Raw genomic sequence first — 18,705 nt, 5'->3', positions numbered from 1 at the left:
ATTATTAAACTAGGAGGCGTTATTATGTTAAACACAAACAAAAAAGCACAACGCAAACCGTTTTATAAGAAATGGTGGTTTATTTTGCTTGTGGCGGTTATTATTGTCTCTGCAATTACAGGTGGAAACGAGGCGACTGACACAACAGAGGCAGAATCAGAAATCGAGAATGACCAGGAAGATAATAAGGAGACTGACAAAGAAATTTCTAAAGATGACTTAGAACCTGAGGATGTTGCAGATTCGAATAGCAGCGACTCTTCTATACCAGATAAAAATGGATCTCAAAATACTGAAGTTGCTACTGATAAAGATACAAGCACAGATGAACCTGATGTATCACGAGAGTTTCGAAATGCTCTACAGACTGCCAATGATTACTTGAATTACAGTAGTTTTTCTAAACAAGGTTTGTATGACCAACTCTTATTTGAAAGTTATCCTGAAGACGCAGCACAGTATGCCATTGATAGTATAGACACCAATTGGAACGAACAAGCACTAAATACTGCTAATGACTATCTAAATTATTCACATTTCTCGAAGCAAGGCTTATACGATCAACTGATTTTTGAAGAATATACCGCTAATGAATCACAGTATGCCATTGATAATATTAATGCCGATTGGAATGAACAAGCACTAGGAACCGCAATTGATTACTTAAATTATTCCTCCTTCTCAGATCAAGGATTATATGACCAACTAATTTTTGAAGGTTTTACAGCGGAACAATCTCAATATGCGCTAAATAATTTACCAGATTAACTGTCAAAGCATTGGGCTTATGAACGTCTTCATGTTCATAAGTCCAATGCTCCTTAATAAGCTACGACTTTTTCACTTCAGTTAACCCACAGGTATTTAGGGCTCTGCCCCTAACATACCTAACAAATAGTTTAATATTATTCTACAAAAGATGAGCATGTCTCTTTCCAACACCCCGAACTGTTACCCAAAAGTATCGATCAATCTAAGGCTATAATATTTTGCATAATCGGCCATTGATTGATTCTATCTCGTCTATATGCGATACCCATATGACATTTATATCTACCTACTTTTGACATGAATAGCCTTTAAAATAATTATAATTAATAGGTATTATTCCATAAACCATACCTCAATGTAAGGGCTCCCCTTCCAACGCCTTAACTGCTAAAGCCATGATATAACCCGTACATCTGTTCTTTTGCACTTTCTTTACTCGTAAATTATATTCACTCGTCATACACTGAATAATCAATATCACCCTCACTTTTAGCAACAAGTAAAGCTGTATACACATCAGAATCGACATTTAGAATCGTTCTTAACATTCCGACAAACCATTCCACACCAGCAAAAATAGCAATTGACTCTAATGGGAGACCCATTTGCGGGATAATGATTGCCATCGATACAAGCCCGGCACCTGGAACCACCGCATTTGAAAGTGACACGAGCATGGATAGGACAGCTATTAAGATATATTGTACTAAACTATATTCAACGCCATATATTTGAGCAATAGTAATGACCGTAATAGCCATATGCATCGCTGCACCGTTACTATTTAATGTCATTCCAAGCGGTAACACAAACTTCGATACCCGTTCACTAATCCCTAGTTTTTCCTTTGCATCTTTCATCGCCGTAGGTAAAGTAATTGCTGATGATGTCGTAGCAAGAGCAACGACAGACATTTCAAACATACCTCTTACAAGTTTGGCTAATTTAATTTGACACGTGATTGAAACATACAGCGTAAATACTATTAAGAAAATAACTGTAGCAAGACCGTAAGCGCCTAAATACTTTAGTAATGGCATGATAACGCCCATTCCTAACTTCCCAATTGTACTCGCAATCAATGCGAATATCCCTATCGGTGCCATGGTCATCACCATTAATACAAGCTTTAAAATAATCTTATTAAATTCTTTAATGAGATCCAGCACTTTTTGCGCACCTGATTCATGCCTCACCATGCTCATTGCCATACCAAATAAAACAGAAAAGATGATAATTTGTGCAATACTTCCTTCTGCCATCGACTGGATAACATTTGGTGAAAAGAAGTTTAGAATAACATCCGAGGCCGTTCCAATAGCATTTGTTTCTATTTCTACTCCGTTTGTTAGTGTATCCAAATAATTTCCAACACCTGGTTTTAACCAATAACCGATGATAATTCCAAATAACGCTGCCAAAAAAGATGTCCAAAGAAAGATCCCTATTGTTTTTAATCCTCGTCTACTTAATTCCTTAGAATTTAAACTACCCACCGCTTCAATAATCTGACCCATGACCAGTAAAATAATCGCCATTTGAATCAAACGAAGAAAGATATCACCGATAAGTTTAAGACTTTTTAAATCGCCATTTGAAAGCACCCCGAACAACACACCTAGTATTACCGCCAACATGATCTTTGTTGTCATACTTAATTTTAGCTGTTTCATAATGGCCTCCCGACTAAATATATGTACGCAGGCACTAATATTTAGCACCTGCTAAGTGTTTATAGAATCTTGACAGACTTTCTCTAACTTAACACATAATTAAGTTAGCTGTTCGAGCATTAATACATTTCAGCTGTAATCGACGCCTCTTTACTTGTGACTTGTTTATGTTTAACTACAACCGTACCAGCACCTTGGTGAATATTATCTAGATTGCCAAGTGATGTGATAATCGCAATGCCATGATCTGACGCTTCAACAAATTGAACAGCTGCTTCAATTTTGGGTAACATACTACCCGGCTCAAATTGTCCTTGTTCAATATACTGTTTTAAATCTTCAGTAGTCACTTGTTCAAGTTTTTTCTGATTCGGCTTATTAAAGTTAATGTACACATGATCTACACCCGTAAGAATAATAAACACATCTGCCTTAACTTGTTCAGCTAGTTTTTCCGAAGCAAAGTCTTTATCAATTACGGCTTCAACCCCCTTGTATCCCTCTTCTGTCTTAAGAACTGGAATACCGCCACCGCCACAAGAAATGGTAATGACACCGTGTTCAATCAACTGTTTTACCGTATCACATTCGACAATACCAACGGGTTTTGGTGAAGGAACAACTTTGCGGTAACCTCTACCTGAATCTTCGATATATTTCCCGCCATCTTCTCTTGCTTCAGCTACTTCAACTTCAGTTAAAAAAGGACCAATCGGTTTCGTAGGATACTCAAAAGCGACATCATCTTTATCAACTTCCACACGTGTGATTAATGAGACAACAGATTTATCGATATGGCGTTTCTTTAATATACTACTCATTTCATTTTGCATCCAGTACCCAATGCTTCCCTCTGTCATTGCTACACATGCATCAAGCGGTAAAGCAGGATTTTTCTCACTATTTGCTAATTGTTGCTGCAACAAGAGATTACCTACTTGTGGACCGTTCCCGTGAGAAATAATCAATTGATTGTTATGCTCAACTAAATCTACTAATCGATCGCATGTTTGTCGAATGGCCGCTATTTGGGCTTCGGCTGTCGGATCATCTGAAAGAATAGCATTGCCACCAAGCGCGACAATTATTTTTTTATTTTCTATCATACTTTCTCCCTCTTTCTCTCTATAGTTTATCATTTACTTCGCTTCATCTATTTGTTCGTTATCTTTTGCCATAATAATAAAGATCACCATTCCAATGGTTAGTAAGACAGAAGCTAAGTAAAAACCTACTTTCATTGATCCGGTTGTATCCGCAATCCATCCTGTAATATACGGTGCTAAAATTGCCCCTGACATACCTATGAAGTTATAAGCACTTAATGTCGTTGATAATGAACTTTTCGGTGCATTTCTTGTTACAAATGCAACTAAAATTGGATCGAGTGCTAATTTCCCTGTTAAGCCATAAACAATTAAGGCAACAATGAGTAACGTACGATCGGTTACAAAGGCGATACCGAATGACGTAATAATAGACAATGGTACAAGAAAATAAATAAATTTCTTTGTCGTTCTATACTTATCAGATAAACGCGCTAAAATTAACGCACCCGGAATCGATGCCCACGGTACAAGAGAAGAAATAAATCCAACACTTGTGCCAGCAAAACCACGCTCTACTTGTAAGAATTGTGGCAACCACGTAATAATAACAAAGTTTGCATAAATAGAACAAAAGACTAAAATAAACGTCGCCACTAAGTTCTTGTTTGTAATAATTGATTTAAAACTAACTTTTTCACCCACACTACCTTGTTTCATATCACCGTTATTGACTGCTTCTTTATTTTGGTCTTCTGGGCGCACAACCTTTTCTTTTAATAAAGTATAATAAAGAATGCCTAAAATAACCGTTGGTACTGCCATAATATAAAATGGTTGACTCCAGTGCTGACCATTTTCAAGAACTAATTTACTTGATAACAAGTAACCAAGTGAGGTACCAAATGCCATCCCACTATTAATAATTGCCGTTCCTAGCGTCAATTTCTTTGTAGGAATCGCTTCAGTAGACAACGCGTAACCCGGTCCATAATAAGCACCCTCACCGACACCTGTTAGTACGCGATAAAGCATGAACATACCAAAGGCTGTTGCGGCACCACTTAAATATGTAGTTATCCCAAAAAGGATAAAGCCTAAAGAGATAACTAATTTCCTACCAATTTTATCTGCCATGACACCAAATGGGATTTGTGTCACTGCATACGCTAAAAAGAACACACTGTTAACTAATCCAAGTTGAGCATTACTTAAACCAAACTCCGCCCCTATATTTCCCATAACTGGGTTAAGGATTGTTCTGTCAGCATACATTAAAATCCATCCAAAGAAGCCTAACGTGACAACTTTCCACCAATAGCGCTCTGACACAGGTACTGCTTTATATTTATCAACTATACTCATCTGTTTTGCTTGTTCCATTTAAAACCCTCCTCAACTTTTAGAGACCATCGTTAGCCCTAACCAGAAGCCATATAATGTGTCATAACCAGATGTATGACCATAGTTCTGAATTGTTTTAATCACTCTATCAATCATTTCCCGATTATTCTCATCTAATAATTTAACCAATGCAACAAAATTTTCACTTAAATGATCATGTAATAACGCATGAAAATAAGCAATACTAATGTAGGTCGTTTTATTTTCTGACACTTTGTAAGCTAAGCTGCCCAACCAATCCGAACTGGCTGAGAAAGCCATCACTGCCATTGTATAACCCATAAGTAAATCGTCACCACTCGGTGTTAACCCTATACCTCGTCCAAGAAAATAATCAATAAGTGCATGCTGGGCGTGTTTATCTTTTTTTGGCAAATGCGTGAGTTGCTTTATTTTTTCCACTGTCGTGTCATCCATCACTAAACCGATATGCTCTGTTAAATTACTTTGCTCTAGTACACGGTATAACATCGTCTCTTGTATAGCATTTTTTTGACAGGTCACTACAGGAAAAGAAAGATCAAGCACTGACAAATCATCGTAATGAATCGCCACAATGTCTGACTCACTATAAATAACGAGTGCATGCTGCTTTTTAACGACCAAGTCACCAACCTTTACATAACGCTTAATATCCTCTAGCTTATTGGGGGCTATATTAATTCCAAATGCAGAGAGCGGTTTGGTTGTTGCACTTAAAAAAAGATGTGTATCATCAAATTCGATATTAATGCCTCTTTTAAATAGGCTATGTACTTGGCCTATTTCAATTTTGTGTATCAGGGGGAGCAATAAACTACTGATTACTCCACCCTTAATATTGTTAACCATCGTCAGTCAACGGCAATGCCCAGTTTGTCTGCATAGGCAAGTAAAGCTTTTTCAAAACAAGCAAGTGGTGCACGTACTGTCCCTGCACCTACTTGGCCAATGCCAGGTTCTTTGTGGGCAATACCAGTATTAATGATTGGCGTAATGCCAGATTGAATAACTTTTTGTGCATCAATCCCTAAGCATGCACCCTTAAAATCCCATGTCGGGATACTCCAGTTGGCATTATTCGCTAAGCAAATCTCATCCATCTCTTCAGAAACATCAAGTGCATCAGTGAAGCCGCCAGCACCAACAAAACGTGTCACACCTGGCGCTGCAATCATCGCCATACCGCCGACACCTACCGTTTCTGTAATGGCACTGTCACCGATATCTGGGTTCGCATCGCGTTCTGAATAACCGGTGAAATATAAACCATTTGGCGTGTTGACAGGTGCTGTATACCACTCATCCCCCATACCACTGATACGCACACCAAAATCACGACCATTTCTAGCCATCGTTGTAACAACCGTTCCTTTTTGGATTTTCCGTGCGGCATCTACCGTTGCTTTTCCTGCAGCCATCATAATATTTAAGAAGAATTGATCAGTATCTGCAAGGAAGCTAATCACATCAAATTTATCTTTTTCATTGATTTTTAATTGCACAATCAACGGTGTAATTTCTTTTAAGAAGTTAAGCGACGCAGCAATATTGCGTTGATGGAACTCATCACCCATGGTGATTGCTTTTGCTATCATCACATTTAAATTAATGCCGCCTTCTTTATATTTAAGTGCTTCTGAAAGAACTGGTCCTAGAACATCTTTCATCCAGTGCAAACGATCGACAACTTCTTGTGAATAAGCACCAAACCTAAGCACTTTCCCAATTCCTTCGTTTAATGTACAGTAAGCAGGTGACCCGTCGAGTTTATTCTCAACAACAAGTACCGGCATATTACCAGACGTGATACCTCCCATTGGTCCAACCGCATGGTGATGGTGACATGGAGAGAATGTAACTCCGCCACTTTCAAGCAACGTGCGTGCGCTCTGTTCATCCTCAGCCCATCCTTCAAACAATACTGCTCCGATACATGACCCTTGCATTGGTCCAGTCATATCTTTAAAGTCAATCGGAGGTCCTGCGTGGAGGATAACACGATCATTTAACACATCAATTACGTTTTTTGCTGGACGCACGTCGATTAAGAACGGTTGGGTATTCTTCATTTGTTCAACAACTGCTTGATTCCCTTCTTCTACTTCTTCTAACTTGGCTAGAGCATGTAAGATTTTAATTAATTTCTTATTCCCACCAGCTGCTGGCTTCCAGTTGTACTGTACCGCTTGACCACCATGTTCAATAATCGAGTCGGTAAAGCTCTTCAAACCAATGTTAACGACACGCGGTTTTGTATTGAATAAATCACGACTAGCGTCACTTAATTTTGGTAACGGTGTTTTTACGACCTTAGCGTCTCGTTGTTCTTTTTGACTTGTTTCATAGTCAATACCTTTAAGCTTCAGCGCAAGGCGAACAGCTTTCGCATTGCTTTCTTCAACAAATACCCCGCATTGTTCTAATGTATGAATGGCTTTATCATAACCTTGTGGGTCCTGTGCTGTACCACATACCGTTGCAACAAAATGTAATGTACGCCCGGCTTTTTCAGCTGTTAATTTTGCTTCTAAAATGGCTGGTGAAAGAGCTGCTGCCATATCCTTATGTGCGCCATAACCTAACACGCAATCAAATAAAATAACCCCTGTATCTGCATCATTCGCGTACGTTCTAATTTTTTCGATACGCACTTCCGGGTCGATCATTGGATGTGGTTTACCTTTCGTGTAAATGTCATCACCTAAATCCATGACTTCATAACCATTGGCTTTTAAGATATAGCCTTCTTCCTTAATTAAACCACCTAAGTCGAGGGCATCGGACATAAGCATGCCGGCTTCAGCCGCTAACGTGCCACCGGAATAAAGACCTTTAACCGTTTTATCTTCTGGTAAAACAGTGTCAACGTTATGCGCTAACGGTTGGTTATAACTTGCTTTTACAACTTTACCTTCAGCTAAATCAACAGCTATACGTGCTGCTTCTTCAAGAGTATGCGCTAAGTAAACATCACCTTCATGATGATCTGGCTTTTCTCCTAAGAAAATAGCCACGGCTGGTTTAGATAAGCTATGCAATAATTCAACAATTTCATCACGTACTTTTTTCGCAGGTGGCTTTGATATAAAGACAATCACGTCTGTTGGTTCATGTGCTTCTAATCCAAGTAACGCATCTTTTGCCGTAATCGCGCCTACTTCTTCACTTAGGTCGCGTCCACCTGTTCCAATCGCATGAACAACGCCACCACCAAGACGATCAATGATCGTCGTCACTTCTTGAATACCTGTACCAGAGGCACCTACAATACCGATATTTCCTGGTTTGACAACATTAGTAAAAGCAAGTGGCGTACTAGAAATAATTCCTGTTCCGCAGTCAGCTCCCATTAACATAATCCCTTGTTCATGTGCTTTGCGCTTTAATCTTGCTTCTTCCTCAAGCGGAATGTTATCTGTAAATGAAAATACATGTAGTCCTTGATCTAAAGCATTTTCAATCTCACCCACACCATATTCACCAGGAATAGAGACTAAAGCAAGATTTGCTTCGGGTAACTTATCTAGAGCACCTTTAAAACTATTAACTATGTCAAAACCATTTTTTTCACCTTTAACAGCTAAATCAGCCAAGAACTTCTCTGATTCAGATAAAGCGTTTTCAAAAATATCCTCATTCTCTGCATCAATGACAATGACCATGTCACTCGGTGATGCTGTTTTTGCTTCTTCTGTTAACAAGCCACTGTTTTTAAAAATGTCTTTGTTGGCGTCTGTCCCCATCATAATAGAGCACTTTTTTACTCCCTCCAAACCATTGATAGCATTGGTTAAGAGCATCAAATTAATTGAGTCTTGATAACTATTTTTTCTAATGACTGTTTTTAACATTTTCAAACCTCCTTGTTTACTGTAAGATAAATATAGCATGTGGTTTTTTAGATTACATTGGCTAAGAAATCTAGAATTCCATTGTTTTTTTAGACATTAGGGATAAAGAAGGTGGAAAATGAAGGCGCTTAACTTACTGCGACTAGAACCATTAAAAAAAGCGAGAATTATTTCTGGAGAGGCTGGTTGTGATAAAAAAATTACCGGCGTTAACGTATTAGAAGCACTTGATATCGAGAATTGGGGGAAACAGGGTCAGGTCATTTTAACGAGCTTATTTGCATTTAAAGACTTGTCAGAAAAGACGTTGATTGACTTTTTTAAGAAGATGGAAGCGATCGGGATTTCGGCCATTATTGTCAAGGTCGATCGTTTCGTGCACCATGTGCCTGAGTTAATGATTGAACGTTGCCATTTACACGGGATTCTTTTAATCCAAATTGATAAAGACGTTAAGTATGAGTCCATTGTCTTGGCTATTTTAGAACCGATTATTAATAAAAATGTAGCCTTACTCAATCGTTATTATGAAATTCATAGTGAGATTACACAGATTGCCTTAAAGATGCCGTCGATTCAGGCTATTTTGGAAGAATTCAAACAAATGATTCATTTTGATTTCACCTTACTAAATATGTTGAAAAAGACACAAGTAACGACTAACTCAGACTTATCTCATTACCACATCGTCAAAAAACAAGCTATCAAACAAGAAAAATACATGTTCTATAGTTATAAACGACGAGAGGTCATCTACACCATCGGGAATGATCAAAGGCACGGCTCACAAATTAGTGTCCAAATTCCTTGCCTTGAACATGATGAATATGAACTGATTATTCATGAATGGTCTCATCATGTCAGCGAGGAAGACTTTATGGTTTTAGAAAATGCGGTCAAGTTTCTTCAAATGGAGTTGTTAAAGAAATATGCCTTGTCTCAAAATATCTATCAACAAAAAAATAATATTTTGAACGATGTATTAAATAACAGAGTACAAGAAGAAAAAGATGTTGATGATATTTTAGAGTACTTAAACATTGATAAATATGACTACTATCAAGTGGCCATTGTTAAACTCTATCAAAAAGATCAAGTCGATACACTTCAAAAAGATTATACAAAAATACTAAAAAAAATGCGCTATCAACTAAAGGTGCCCACCAACCGGTTTGCCTACATGGAAAATACGAACCGCATCGTGTTATTAGCTAATCTTCGTGAAGTTGATCAGTCACTCAATGAGAAAAACATCAATGACACGATTGCCCAAGTGATGAGAACGTATAAAAAGGATTATTATCATATCAGTATGAGCTCAGTTGTTCGTAAAGAAGCCATTCATAGAGCGAATACCGAAGCGTTAAAGACGCAAAAAATTCTTGATCTCTTTTATCCAGAGAACTCTGTACTTAATTATCAACAATTGGGCATTTATAAGTTATTACTTGATTTAGATAAGTTAGACCAAGCCAAGAGCTTTATTTCACCCAACATTGTGATGTTTAAAGAACATCATCCAGAATTATTTGATACTCTCTCTGTTTTTATTGATACCCAACAGAGTTACACTAAAACAGCTGAACGACTGTTTTTACATCATAAAACAATTCGTTACCGGATTGATAAAGTTAAAGAGCTATTATCCATTAACTTTGATCACCCAGAAGATGTTTTACAAATTCAAATCGCTACTCGATTGTTTAAGCTACTGCATTAATTTACGCTATGACTTTACATTGATGATTGTATCACCAGGAGGTTTTTTTATGTACACAACAGAAAGCTACACCTATCAATCCACACATAATATCGATTTACATATGACGCTACACCGTGCCAATGCCAATAGAAAACATGTGACTATTCTCTACTTTCACGGTGGTGGACTATTGTATGGTGAGCGGGATGATTTACCACAAGTCTATATTGATCAATTTTTAAAAGCTGGTTATGATTTATTGACGTGTGATTACCCTCTAGCACCAGCTGTATCACTCGACGTGATTCTTCAATCAACTTTCGAGATATGCATGTATTATATAAATAATCATCAAGACGTATTCAACCTAGAGGATCAACGTGTCATTTTATTCGGACGTTCTGCCGGCGCTTATTTAGCGCTAAAAACTACAGACATGTTACAAAAGCAAGCGAATATAACACCTTTAGCGATTATCAGTCTATACGGTTATCCCGGTTTTGAAGCTGATGAATTTAATCAGCCAAGTCCATACTACTTACAATACCCTAAAGTACCCGAGCAGTTTATTAAAGTATTAGAATCTAGACATCCAATTACAAATGGCCCCATTCAAGAACGTTTTAACCTTTACTTGAAGGCTCGACAAGAGGGCCAATGGTTGCATTATTTACAGCCTGATTTACCTATTCACACCTACACTGTTTCTGATGACGCACTCAAACAACTCCCACCAACTATATTGGCTGCATCTACTGGTGACCCTGACGTTCCTTACCGTCTATCAAAACAAATGAGTCGCAACATTCCTAAAGCAACATGTTTAACGGTTTATGGTGATACACATGATTTTGATCGAAACACAATGGATGTGACGGGTGCCACTATTTATCAGCAAATACTTACTTGGCTTGACACTATTTAAGTTTTCATTAAGTCGAAAAGACCGTGGGTTGACCCTCCTATTAAAACATGGCTGTTTACAAAGACTGCGCGTGTTTATTTCGTTAATGTGCCAATGACTGATGTAGACATCATTCGGTGAAGAGTTTTTCACATCAAATAAAAAAGCCAGGATCACTCCATAAGAGTCACCCTAGCTTTTTTATCTATTATTCAAAACCGTTTACTTTCATTTTCTTAAAGGCTTAAGTGCACTGCCCCAAGCATTAACTTGGTCTAACATGAGGTTCACTGTTTCTAAGTGCACATCTTGTGGTGTAAATTCTTGACCCGTAAAATCATGAAACAGCGATAACGTTGGATGCGTGCGAACATCGGCAATCATTAACTCGCCCATAATACCGCGCAAATGCTCCGCTGCACGTGCGCCACCAGTAGAGCCGTAGCTGACAATACCCGCCGCTTTATTATTCCACGCTTCACGCGCTAAATCTAAAGCGTTTTTTAATGATGCGGCTAAACTATGATTATATTCTTGAACGATAAAGACAAAACCATCAAGTTCCGCTAATTTTCCGTTCCATTTTGCAATACCCGGTGCGTCTCCTTCACCTAATAGTGGTAATTGATAATCTTTAATATCGACAATTTCATAATGAGCATCCCCGCGCTGATCTGCGATAGTTTTCACCCATTCCCCTACAAGCGGACTCACCCGGCCTTCTCTCGTACTTCCTAAAATAATCCCAATGTTTAATTTTTCATGCATGTTTTTTTCCTCCTCAGATTGTTTATGCCATAATTTTTTTAAGAACCTCATAATATTTTCCTACTTTCTCTCTTCCCGTTAAATCGTTAATTCAATCCGATTACCTGACGGATCTTTAGTAAATAGACGCTGATCAATCTCATCAACGATCACACCTTGTTTTTTTAAGCGTGTCACTACTTCATTTAATACCACTGAATCAGAATAAACCATCTTAAATGACTGCATACCAACACTCGACTGTTTCTCAGGCGGTAAACCTTCGCCCTTCCACGTATTTATCCCTACATGATGGTGGTAGTGACCTGAAGATAAAAAGAGCGCGTTACTACCAAATACACTAGCTACATCTAGTCCTAATCCCTCCACATAAAAAGCTTTCGTTTGATTTAAGTCCGCAACATATAAGTGGATATGCCCCATAATTGTTTCTTCAGGTAACCCTTGCCATTCACTACCTTCTATCCGATGCGTCATAAGACTTTCAATATTTAATGGCTCTGTTGCCATCTTGACTTGATTATCGTTCCATGTCCATTCAGCAGGATCGCGGTCAACATAAACCTCAATCTCATTGCCATCTAGATCACTTAAGTAAATGGCTTCACTCACTAAGTGATCCGCTGCCCCTATGTCAATATTGTGGCGAGATAAATGTACAATCATATCCGCTAAATCTTTTTTCTCAGGTAATAGCAAAGCAAAGTGATACATGCCTGTTGTTTGCTGATGCTTTGGTGTCACATCTTTTGGTTGAATCAGGGTAAGGAGCACCGTGTGACCATCGGCTGTTAATTCAGCCGTCGTATTTGTTTGAGATAAAACTTTAAACCCAATAACCGTCTGATAAAAGGTGAGTGACCGTTGTAAATCACTTACCTTTAATGACACATCGCTGACAAATGTTGTTGGTTTTTCATGGCAGCCCATTGTATTTCCTCCTCTCCATCTTTTATGATGGATTGATTTCTTTTTGTATTTAACTTACTTTATGTAACTTACTATATATTATTAATTAATGTTCGTTAAGTAATTAATTTAATATTTGTTGTTAAGTTTCGATATATGTTATAATGCTATTAAAAGAGGTGATGACTATGACTCAACCAAACATTTGCCCCAAATTCGAAAAAGCCATTTCTATCTTAAGCCAGCGCTGGACAGGTCTCGTCATTTACCAACTATTAAATGGTACGCAACGATTTAATGAGATCCAGTCTGCCATTGGCATTAGCGGCAAAGTTTTATCTGACCGATTAAAGGATTTAGAGCAAAAAGGCTTAGTGAAACGAGACGTCATTCCAGATACGCCTGTTGTTATTGAATACTCTTTAACTGATAAAGGTCGCTCAATGGAGCCAATCTTAAAAACGATCGAACAATGGGCTTTGGATTGGATGCAAGTAGATGAAACACAGCAATAATTAAATCAAAAGGAGTGAATGGACAAGGTCACGTGTCCGTTCACTCTTTTGTTTGCCTCTCTATTCACTTATCTCATCATACGTTATACTAAAAGGAAGCAGATAATTCACATATTCAGGAGGGGCAATGTATGACAACGATTATTTTTGATGTTGATGATACACTTTATGACCAAGCATTATCTTTTCATCATACGTTTAAACAATTGATTAACGATAACTACAGTTATGAAGATATTGATCAAATTTACCGAACGAGTAGAAAATACAGTGAGGAGCTTTTTGACCAAAGTGAACGCGGGGAAATTACAGTACTAGACTGGCAATTAGGACGGATTAAATACGCTCTTAAAGACTTTGACATTCCTATTGATAATGACTTAGCGAAGACATTTGATGAGCACTACAAAAAAGCTCAAAGTGACATTACGCTATTCCCTGAGCTAGAAGCCCTGTTAGATTATTTAAGTACTAAAAACGTCACTTTAGCCATTTTAACCAACGGTGAAGTTACGCATCAATCAATGAAAATTAAGCAATTAAAACTTGAAAAATGGATCCCTAAAGAGAATATTTTTATTTCAGGTGCCTATGGAATGGCGAAACCAAACCCAGAAATTTTTCACATCATAGAAGAAAAGCTACCAACAAAACCTGAGTCAACCATTTATGTTGGGGATTCATTTGAGAAAGATATTGTTGGAGCTAAACACGTCGGATGGCAAGCCGTATGGATGAACCACCGGAGACGACAAAGTAATACGACCGGCACTTTAAAGGCTGATGAAGAAGTTTTTAGTGCACAAGCATTGCTTGATTACTTTTCACAACGATTTTAAATTGTGTATTCATAAATATCGAAAGACAAAGCCTGAAGAATCGATTAACAATTCCTCAGGCTTCTTCTACATGCATATTTATAGTTTTTGCCACCATTGATAAGTAGTTACTGTTAGATTTTCTATCACATCAAAAATCCCTCAAAACATAACTCCTCCTAATGTTGATGTCCTCGATTCTAGAAGCGCATGACAAACTAATCCAAATATTTTTATTATTCTCTGTTATAGTCCCTTGCCTATTCACTACGCTATACATATAAACACCAGATGTTCTTCGTTCATTCCATTAATAACCGTATTTGACCATGATTTGGTTTAGGTAATTCATTATTTTCTAATCTTCTTCTGCAATCATGTGTCTTCCCACGATTTATCCCTCCGCCTTTAAGTGTTGTATTATCAGCGTCTAAACCCAGTATTCGTTTCCGTAAGAAATCTCTACTCGGTTCATTGATAATCCCACCTAACGTGTCGATATAATGCATGCAATCTATTTTATATTCTATAGGAGGACAACCATGCAAAAACACAAATTGATGCTTACTCTCTCATTTATAACACTTTTAATTATGGGTGCCGTTCATCTCATTCACACCTATGAACTGATTCATATGGCTAATATGCACGGACACGGCGATCTTGTCGTAAAACCTGAGTATTTTCAACTTGTTTCAATTATTTTTTTAGCTATTCCTATAATACTATTCATTATGTCTTTTGTTCTATTTAAATACAAACCCGAACATAAAAGCATTGCTTTATTAATCACACTCACATTGACCTTCGCCAGTATTTCTACCATTATGGGTGGTGATGGCCAAGTAGAGTATCACTTCTCACTCTTTATGGTCGTTGCGATGCTTGCTTACTATGAAGACATTAAACTTGTCCTTGTTATGACGTCGATTTTTATCATGCAACATTTACTTGGCTTTTTCGTCCCTGTCGTGACAGTCTTTGTCTACGGTGTCGATTCATACACGTTTATTATGGTCATGATTCATGCTGTCTTTTTGCTCGTCACTGCTGGTGCAACCATCTTGCAAATTCACGCAAAAGAAAAAAATATACGTATGCTTAGAGATGTGAATACGCATAACGAAAATATATTTAAGCGTGTCGTAGCTGAATTATCAACGACGAGTGATCATGTGTATGATAGCGCAAAAGTTCTTAACACCAATAGCAAGGAAACATTGACGCTATCGGATACTATTGAAAAAGCGATTCAGGCCGTGCGAACAGGTGCAGATCAACAGATGACAGGTGCAGATTCAAGCATTGAAAAACTGACAGATGTGACTGGAGCCATCCACCATATTGCATCGAGTACTGGATCCATTGTAGATGCTTCTCGTCTAATGATTGAAGAATCAACTGAAGGACAAACAATGCTTAAAAACACCACACAGCAAATGACGAGTTTCGATACGAATTTTAAGCAATTATCTACTATACTTATCTCACTAACAGAACGCTCAAAGGATATTGAAAACATTATTACAGTAATTACAGATATTTCAAATCAAACAAATCTACTCGCCTTAAATGCAGCGATCGAAGCCGCACGTGCTGGTGAAGCTGGCAAGGGTTTTGCCGTCGTGGCTGACGAAGTTAGAAAACTAGCAGAACAAACAGAAAGCTCTGCCGAACAAGTGACAACAATTATCTCAGATATTCAACAAGATGCCCATCAAGCTAATGACTCGATGACTTTAGGCACAAAGGAATTAACAAAAACCAAAGCAGCTATTCAAGACATCCGTCATAAGTTTGAAAAAATTATAACCGCCGCAAAAGATGTTGACCGCGAGGTAAATGAAACAGCGGCAACAACTGAAGAGATTTCTGCGAATGCTGATGAAGTATTACAAACAGTCGAGCAATTGACGAAGATTGCTTCAGAGACAGTTACTTATGCTGAAGCTGTAGAAGCTAAAGTAACTGATCAAAATAGCTTAATAAGTGAGACTAATCAGACGGCTGATTTTCTAAATCAACAAGTGAATCAGTTGAATAAGTTAATTGATGATTTAAAGGCCTCATAAATCTAGTGAACAAACAATGATATGACGCTATCGTTCTTCTTTATAAATTTCGCTGTTCGTTTTAGATTTGTTTAAATTATTTCACCAGCACTTTTACCTATACCCAAAATTTAAATGCCAATTAAACTCAGCTCATCTCATACCTAACATTCATTTTAGGGTGAGATGAGCTGAGTTATTTGAACATATACATCTTAGGTTAATAATCGCGAAGGCGTTGATTGGTAGCGATCGATCCTATTCAACGCAAAAAGTAATAGTGACTATTTTCCTTTAAACATTTTACAAAATGCCGATATATAAACTAGTCCTGTAATTAATAAAACAACATTCGCCACATTTATTTTCACGCAAGACCAACACGAGGAAACATGTATACCAAATTAAAACAGAAGAATTAGAAAGGTGTTTTTTATGACATTCAAATCCATTAAAACGAAATTAATTGCACTTTCATTTTTACTATTAACGATTCCACTCATCGTTTTAGGTGGGATGAGTTATCAACAAAGCAGAACCAGCTTAAACGATGCTGGTGAGACAAATTTAAAAAACAGTGTTGAGTTTGCCTTACTGATGATTGATCACCTTAATCAAGAAGTGGAAAAGGGGACACTTGACCGAGAAGAAGCCGAAGAGCGTGTCAAGGTTGCTATATTAGGGGAAAGGCAACCAGATGGGACTCGCCCTTTAAATGACAACATTAAAATTGGTGAAGAAGGCTACATATTTATACTTGATAATGAAGGAACAAGCTTAGCACAACCAAACATTGAAGGTCAAAACACGTGGGAACTTGAAGATTCTAACGGCGTAAAATTTGTTCAGAATATGATTCAAATAGGCAATGATGGTGGTGGTATTACTTACTACGACTTCCCTCACCCAGATAATGATACACAAATTGTTCCGTGGATTGCCTATTCAAAAGCAGACCCGAACTGGGGATGGGTTGTAAGCGCTTCTACTTATATGAGTGATTTTAATCAAGCAGCGAATCATATATTGCTTTTTGTATCATTAACCATTGGTGCGTCATTGCTTATTGGACTCATCGTTATCTGGTTATTATCAAATAGTATTGCGAGACCAATCGGTATTGTGACAGAGCATATGAACCGGCTTGCAGAAGGTGATTTAACTCAAGAACAACTTACGCTTAAATCAAAGGATGAGACAGGTAAATTAGCTCAAGCGATGAATCATCTCCAAATCAATTTAAGAGCTATGATTTCTAGTGTGGCTGATACGTCTAAATTGCTGACTAATCATAGTCATACGCTCAATCAGTCAGCCAATGAAGTAAGGACGGGATCAGAACAAGTCGCGGTGACAATGCAAGAACTTGCATCAGGATCAGAAAATCAAGCGAGTCACTCCACGGATCTTGCCTATAATATGACCGCTTTTACAGATATCGTTGAACAAGCGAATGAACGAGGTAAAGTGATTCACGAAACATCGAATCAAGTATTAGACATGACATCACAAGGTCAAACGCTTATGAATAGCTCAAGCAATCAAATGTCTCATATTCATCAGATTGTTAAAGACGCTGTGGAAAAAGTATCTGGCTTAGATCAACGTTCTAAAGAAGTAGCTAAACTTGTCGATGTAATTAAAGATATTGCTGACCAGACCAACCTTCTAGCTTTAAATGCAGCAATTGAAGCAGCAAGAGCGGGCGAGCACGGAAGAGGGTTTGCTGTTGTGGCTGATGAAGTAAGGATATTAGCCGAACAAGTAACAGCTTCTGTTACAGATATTACTCAAATTGTTGATGGCATTCAATCAGAAACGATAGCCGTTACAACGTCGCTACAAACGGGCTATCAGGAAGTAGAAAAAGGTAGTCAAGAAATTAACGACACCGTTAAAACGTTTAATAATATTGATCATGCGCTAACAGACATGGTTGATAGAGTAAAAGAAATCTCCAGTAATTTAGCTGAAATTACCTCTAACAGCCAAAAAATGCATACATCGATTGAAGAAATCGCTTCGATTTCAGAAGAGTCGGCTGCTGGTATTGAACAAACTTCAGCCTCTATTCAACAAACGAGTAGCTCAATGGAAGAAGTGGCTGCTAGTTCTGATGAGTTAGCTCAGCTTGCAGAACAACTAAAGACGTTGGTTCAGCAGTTTAAACTTTAAGTTTTTAGCGATGACTACATCCGTCACTTCAGGCTCATAAATTTTTTGATGTTTTTAGTGTATCAACGTTAAACTTAGATATAGGCTCAACTTTATTACATGCCAAAAACAGGAATGTCTCATATAAGACACTCCT

The 18,705-nt window shown here is 37.8% G+C and carries 15 protein-coding genes and 1 pseudogene; 7 read left to right on the top strand and 9 right to left on the bottom strand.

What is annotated here, in order from left to right:
• The first annotated feature begins 24 nt into the window (after positions 1-24).
• Positions 25-768, top strand: a complete 744-nt coding sequence (locus BM163_RS00815; protein WP_170243600.1) for an Ltp family lipoprotein — start codon at positions 25-27, stop codon at positions 766-768.
• Positions 769-1,220: 452 nt separating this feature from the next.
• Here the strand turns inward: BM163_RS00815 and BM163_RS00810 are convergent, their stop codons facing one another.
• The 6 genes and pseudogenes from BM163_RS00810 to fdrA all read right to left on the bottom strand — a co-directional run.
• Positions 1,221-2,444 (bottom strand): dicarboxylate/amino acid:cation symporter, encoded by a 1,224-nt coding sequence (locus BM163_RS00810; protein ID WP_089799213.1) that lies wholly within the window; start codon positions 2,442-2,444, stop codon positions 1,221-1,223.
• 119 nt (positions 2,445-2,563) lie between these two features.
• Positions 2,564-3,550, bottom strand: a complete 987-nt coding sequence (gene arcC, locus BM163_RS00805) for a carbamate kinase (protein ID WP_218029742.1) — start codon at positions 3,548-3,550, stop codon at positions 2,564-2,566.
• Between the two features lie 33 nt (positions 3,551-3,583).
• On the bottom strand, positions 3,584-4,873 hold the full coding sequence (locus BM163_RS00800) for an MFS transporter (RefSeq protein WP_229675466.1): 1,290 nt from the start codon (positions 4,871-4,873) through the stop codon (positions 3,584-3,586).
• 12 nt (positions 4,874-4,885) lie between these two features.
• Positions 4,886-5,725: an oxamate carbamoyltransferase subunit AllH family protein gene (locus BM163_RS00795; RefSeq protein WP_089799211.1), complete on the bottom strand. Its 840-nt coding sequence runs from the start codon at positions 5,723-5,725 to the stop codon at positions 4,886-4,888.
• A 2-nt stretch (positions 5,726-5,727) separates the two neighbouring features.
• A complete protein-coding gene (locus tag BM163_RS13945; protein WP_229675468.1) occupies positions 5,728-6,945 on the bottom strand; it encodes a YlbE family protein in 1,218 nt (405 codons plus the stop codon).
• 60 nt (positions 6,946-7,005) lie between these two features.
• Positions 7,006-8,727 (bottom strand): annotated as a pseudogene (gene fdrA, locus BM163_RS13940) (acyl-CoA synthetase FdrA); the annotation flags it as partial.
• Positions 8,728-8,845: 118 nt separating this feature from the next.
• On the opposite strand from fdrA, the gene BM163_RS00785 reads away from it, so the two are divergent.
• On the top strand, positions 8,846-10,447 hold the full coding sequence (locus tag BM163_RS00785; protein ID WP_089799207.1) for a PucR family transcriptional regulator: 1,602 nt from the start codon (positions 8,846-8,848) through the stop codon (positions 10,445-10,447).
• A gap of 49 nt (positions 10,448-10,496) precedes the next feature.
• Positions 10,497-11,354, top strand: coding sequence for an alpha/beta hydrolase (locus BM163_RS00780; RefSeq protein WP_170243599.1), 858 nt, complete (start codon positions 10,497-10,499; stop codon positions 11,352-11,354).
• 207 nt (positions 11,355-11,561) lie between these two features.
• On the opposite strand, the gene BM163_RS00775 is transcribed toward BM163_RS00780, so the two are convergent.
• Positions 11,562-12,152 carry an NADPH-dependent FMN reductase gene (locus BM163_RS00775; RefSeq protein WP_089799203.1) on the bottom strand — a complete coding sequence of 197 codons (591 nt, stop codon included), beginning with the start codon at positions 12,150-12,152 and terminating at the stop codon, positions 11,562-11,564.
• 27 nt (positions 12,153-12,179) lie between these two features.
• Positions 12,180-13,031 carry a VOC family protein gene (locus BM163_RS00770; RefSeq protein WP_089799201.1) on the bottom strand — a complete coding sequence of 284 codons (852 nt, stop codon included), beginning with the start codon at positions 13,029-13,031 and terminating at the stop codon, positions 12,180-12,182.
• A gap of 167 nt (positions 13,032-13,198) precedes the next feature.
• On the opposite strand from BM163_RS00770, the gene BM163_RS00765 reads away from it, so the two are divergent.
• Positions 13,199-13,525 (top strand): winged helix-turn-helix transcriptional regulator, encoded by a 327-nt coding sequence (locus BM163_RS00765; protein ID WP_089799199.1) that lies wholly within the window; start codon positions 13,199-13,201, stop codon positions 13,523-13,525.
• A 131-nt stretch (positions 13,526-13,656) separates the two neighbouring features.
• Positions 13,657-14,364 carry an HAD family hydrolase gene (locus BM163_RS00760; RefSeq protein WP_089799197.1) on the top strand — a complete coding sequence of 236 codons (708 nt, stop codon included), beginning with the start codon at positions 13,657-13,659 and terminating at the stop codon, positions 14,362-14,364.
• 281 nt (positions 14,365-14,645) lie between these two features.
• Here BM163_RS00760 and BM163_RS00755 read toward each other — a convergent pair whose 3' ends face one another.
• A complete protein-coding gene (locus BM163_RS00755; protein ID WP_089799195.1) occupies positions 14,646-14,852 on the bottom strand; it encodes a hypothetical protein in 207 nt (68 codons plus the stop codon).
• A 33-nt stretch (positions 14,853-14,885) separates the two neighbouring features.
• Here BM163_RS00755 and BM163_RS00750 point away from each other — a divergent pair, with 33 nt between their 5' ends.
• Entirely contained in the window at positions 14,886-16,415 is a 1,530-nt protein-coding gene (locus tag BM163_RS00750; RefSeq protein WP_170243598.1) for a methyl-accepting chemotaxis protein, read from the top strand.
• Positions 16,416-16,829: 414 nt separating this feature from the next.
• Positions 16,830-18,569 (top strand): methyl-accepting chemotaxis protein, encoded by a 1,740-nt coding sequence (locus tag BM163_RS00745; RefSeq protein ID WP_089799191.1) that lies wholly within the window; start codon positions 16,830-16,832, stop codon positions 18,567-18,569.
• Positions 18,570-18,705 lie beyond the last annotated feature (136 nt).

It is taken from the genome of Halolactibacillus alkaliphilus (genome assembly GCF_900115465.1).
In the GTDB taxonomy this organism is placed as follows: Bacteria; Bacillota; Bacilli; order Bacillales; family Amphibacillaceae; genus Halolactibacillus; species Halolactibacillus alkaliphilus.
The sequence above is the reverse complement of the archived record's forward strand: the minus strand, read 5'-3'. Positions and strand labels throughout refer to the sequence as shown.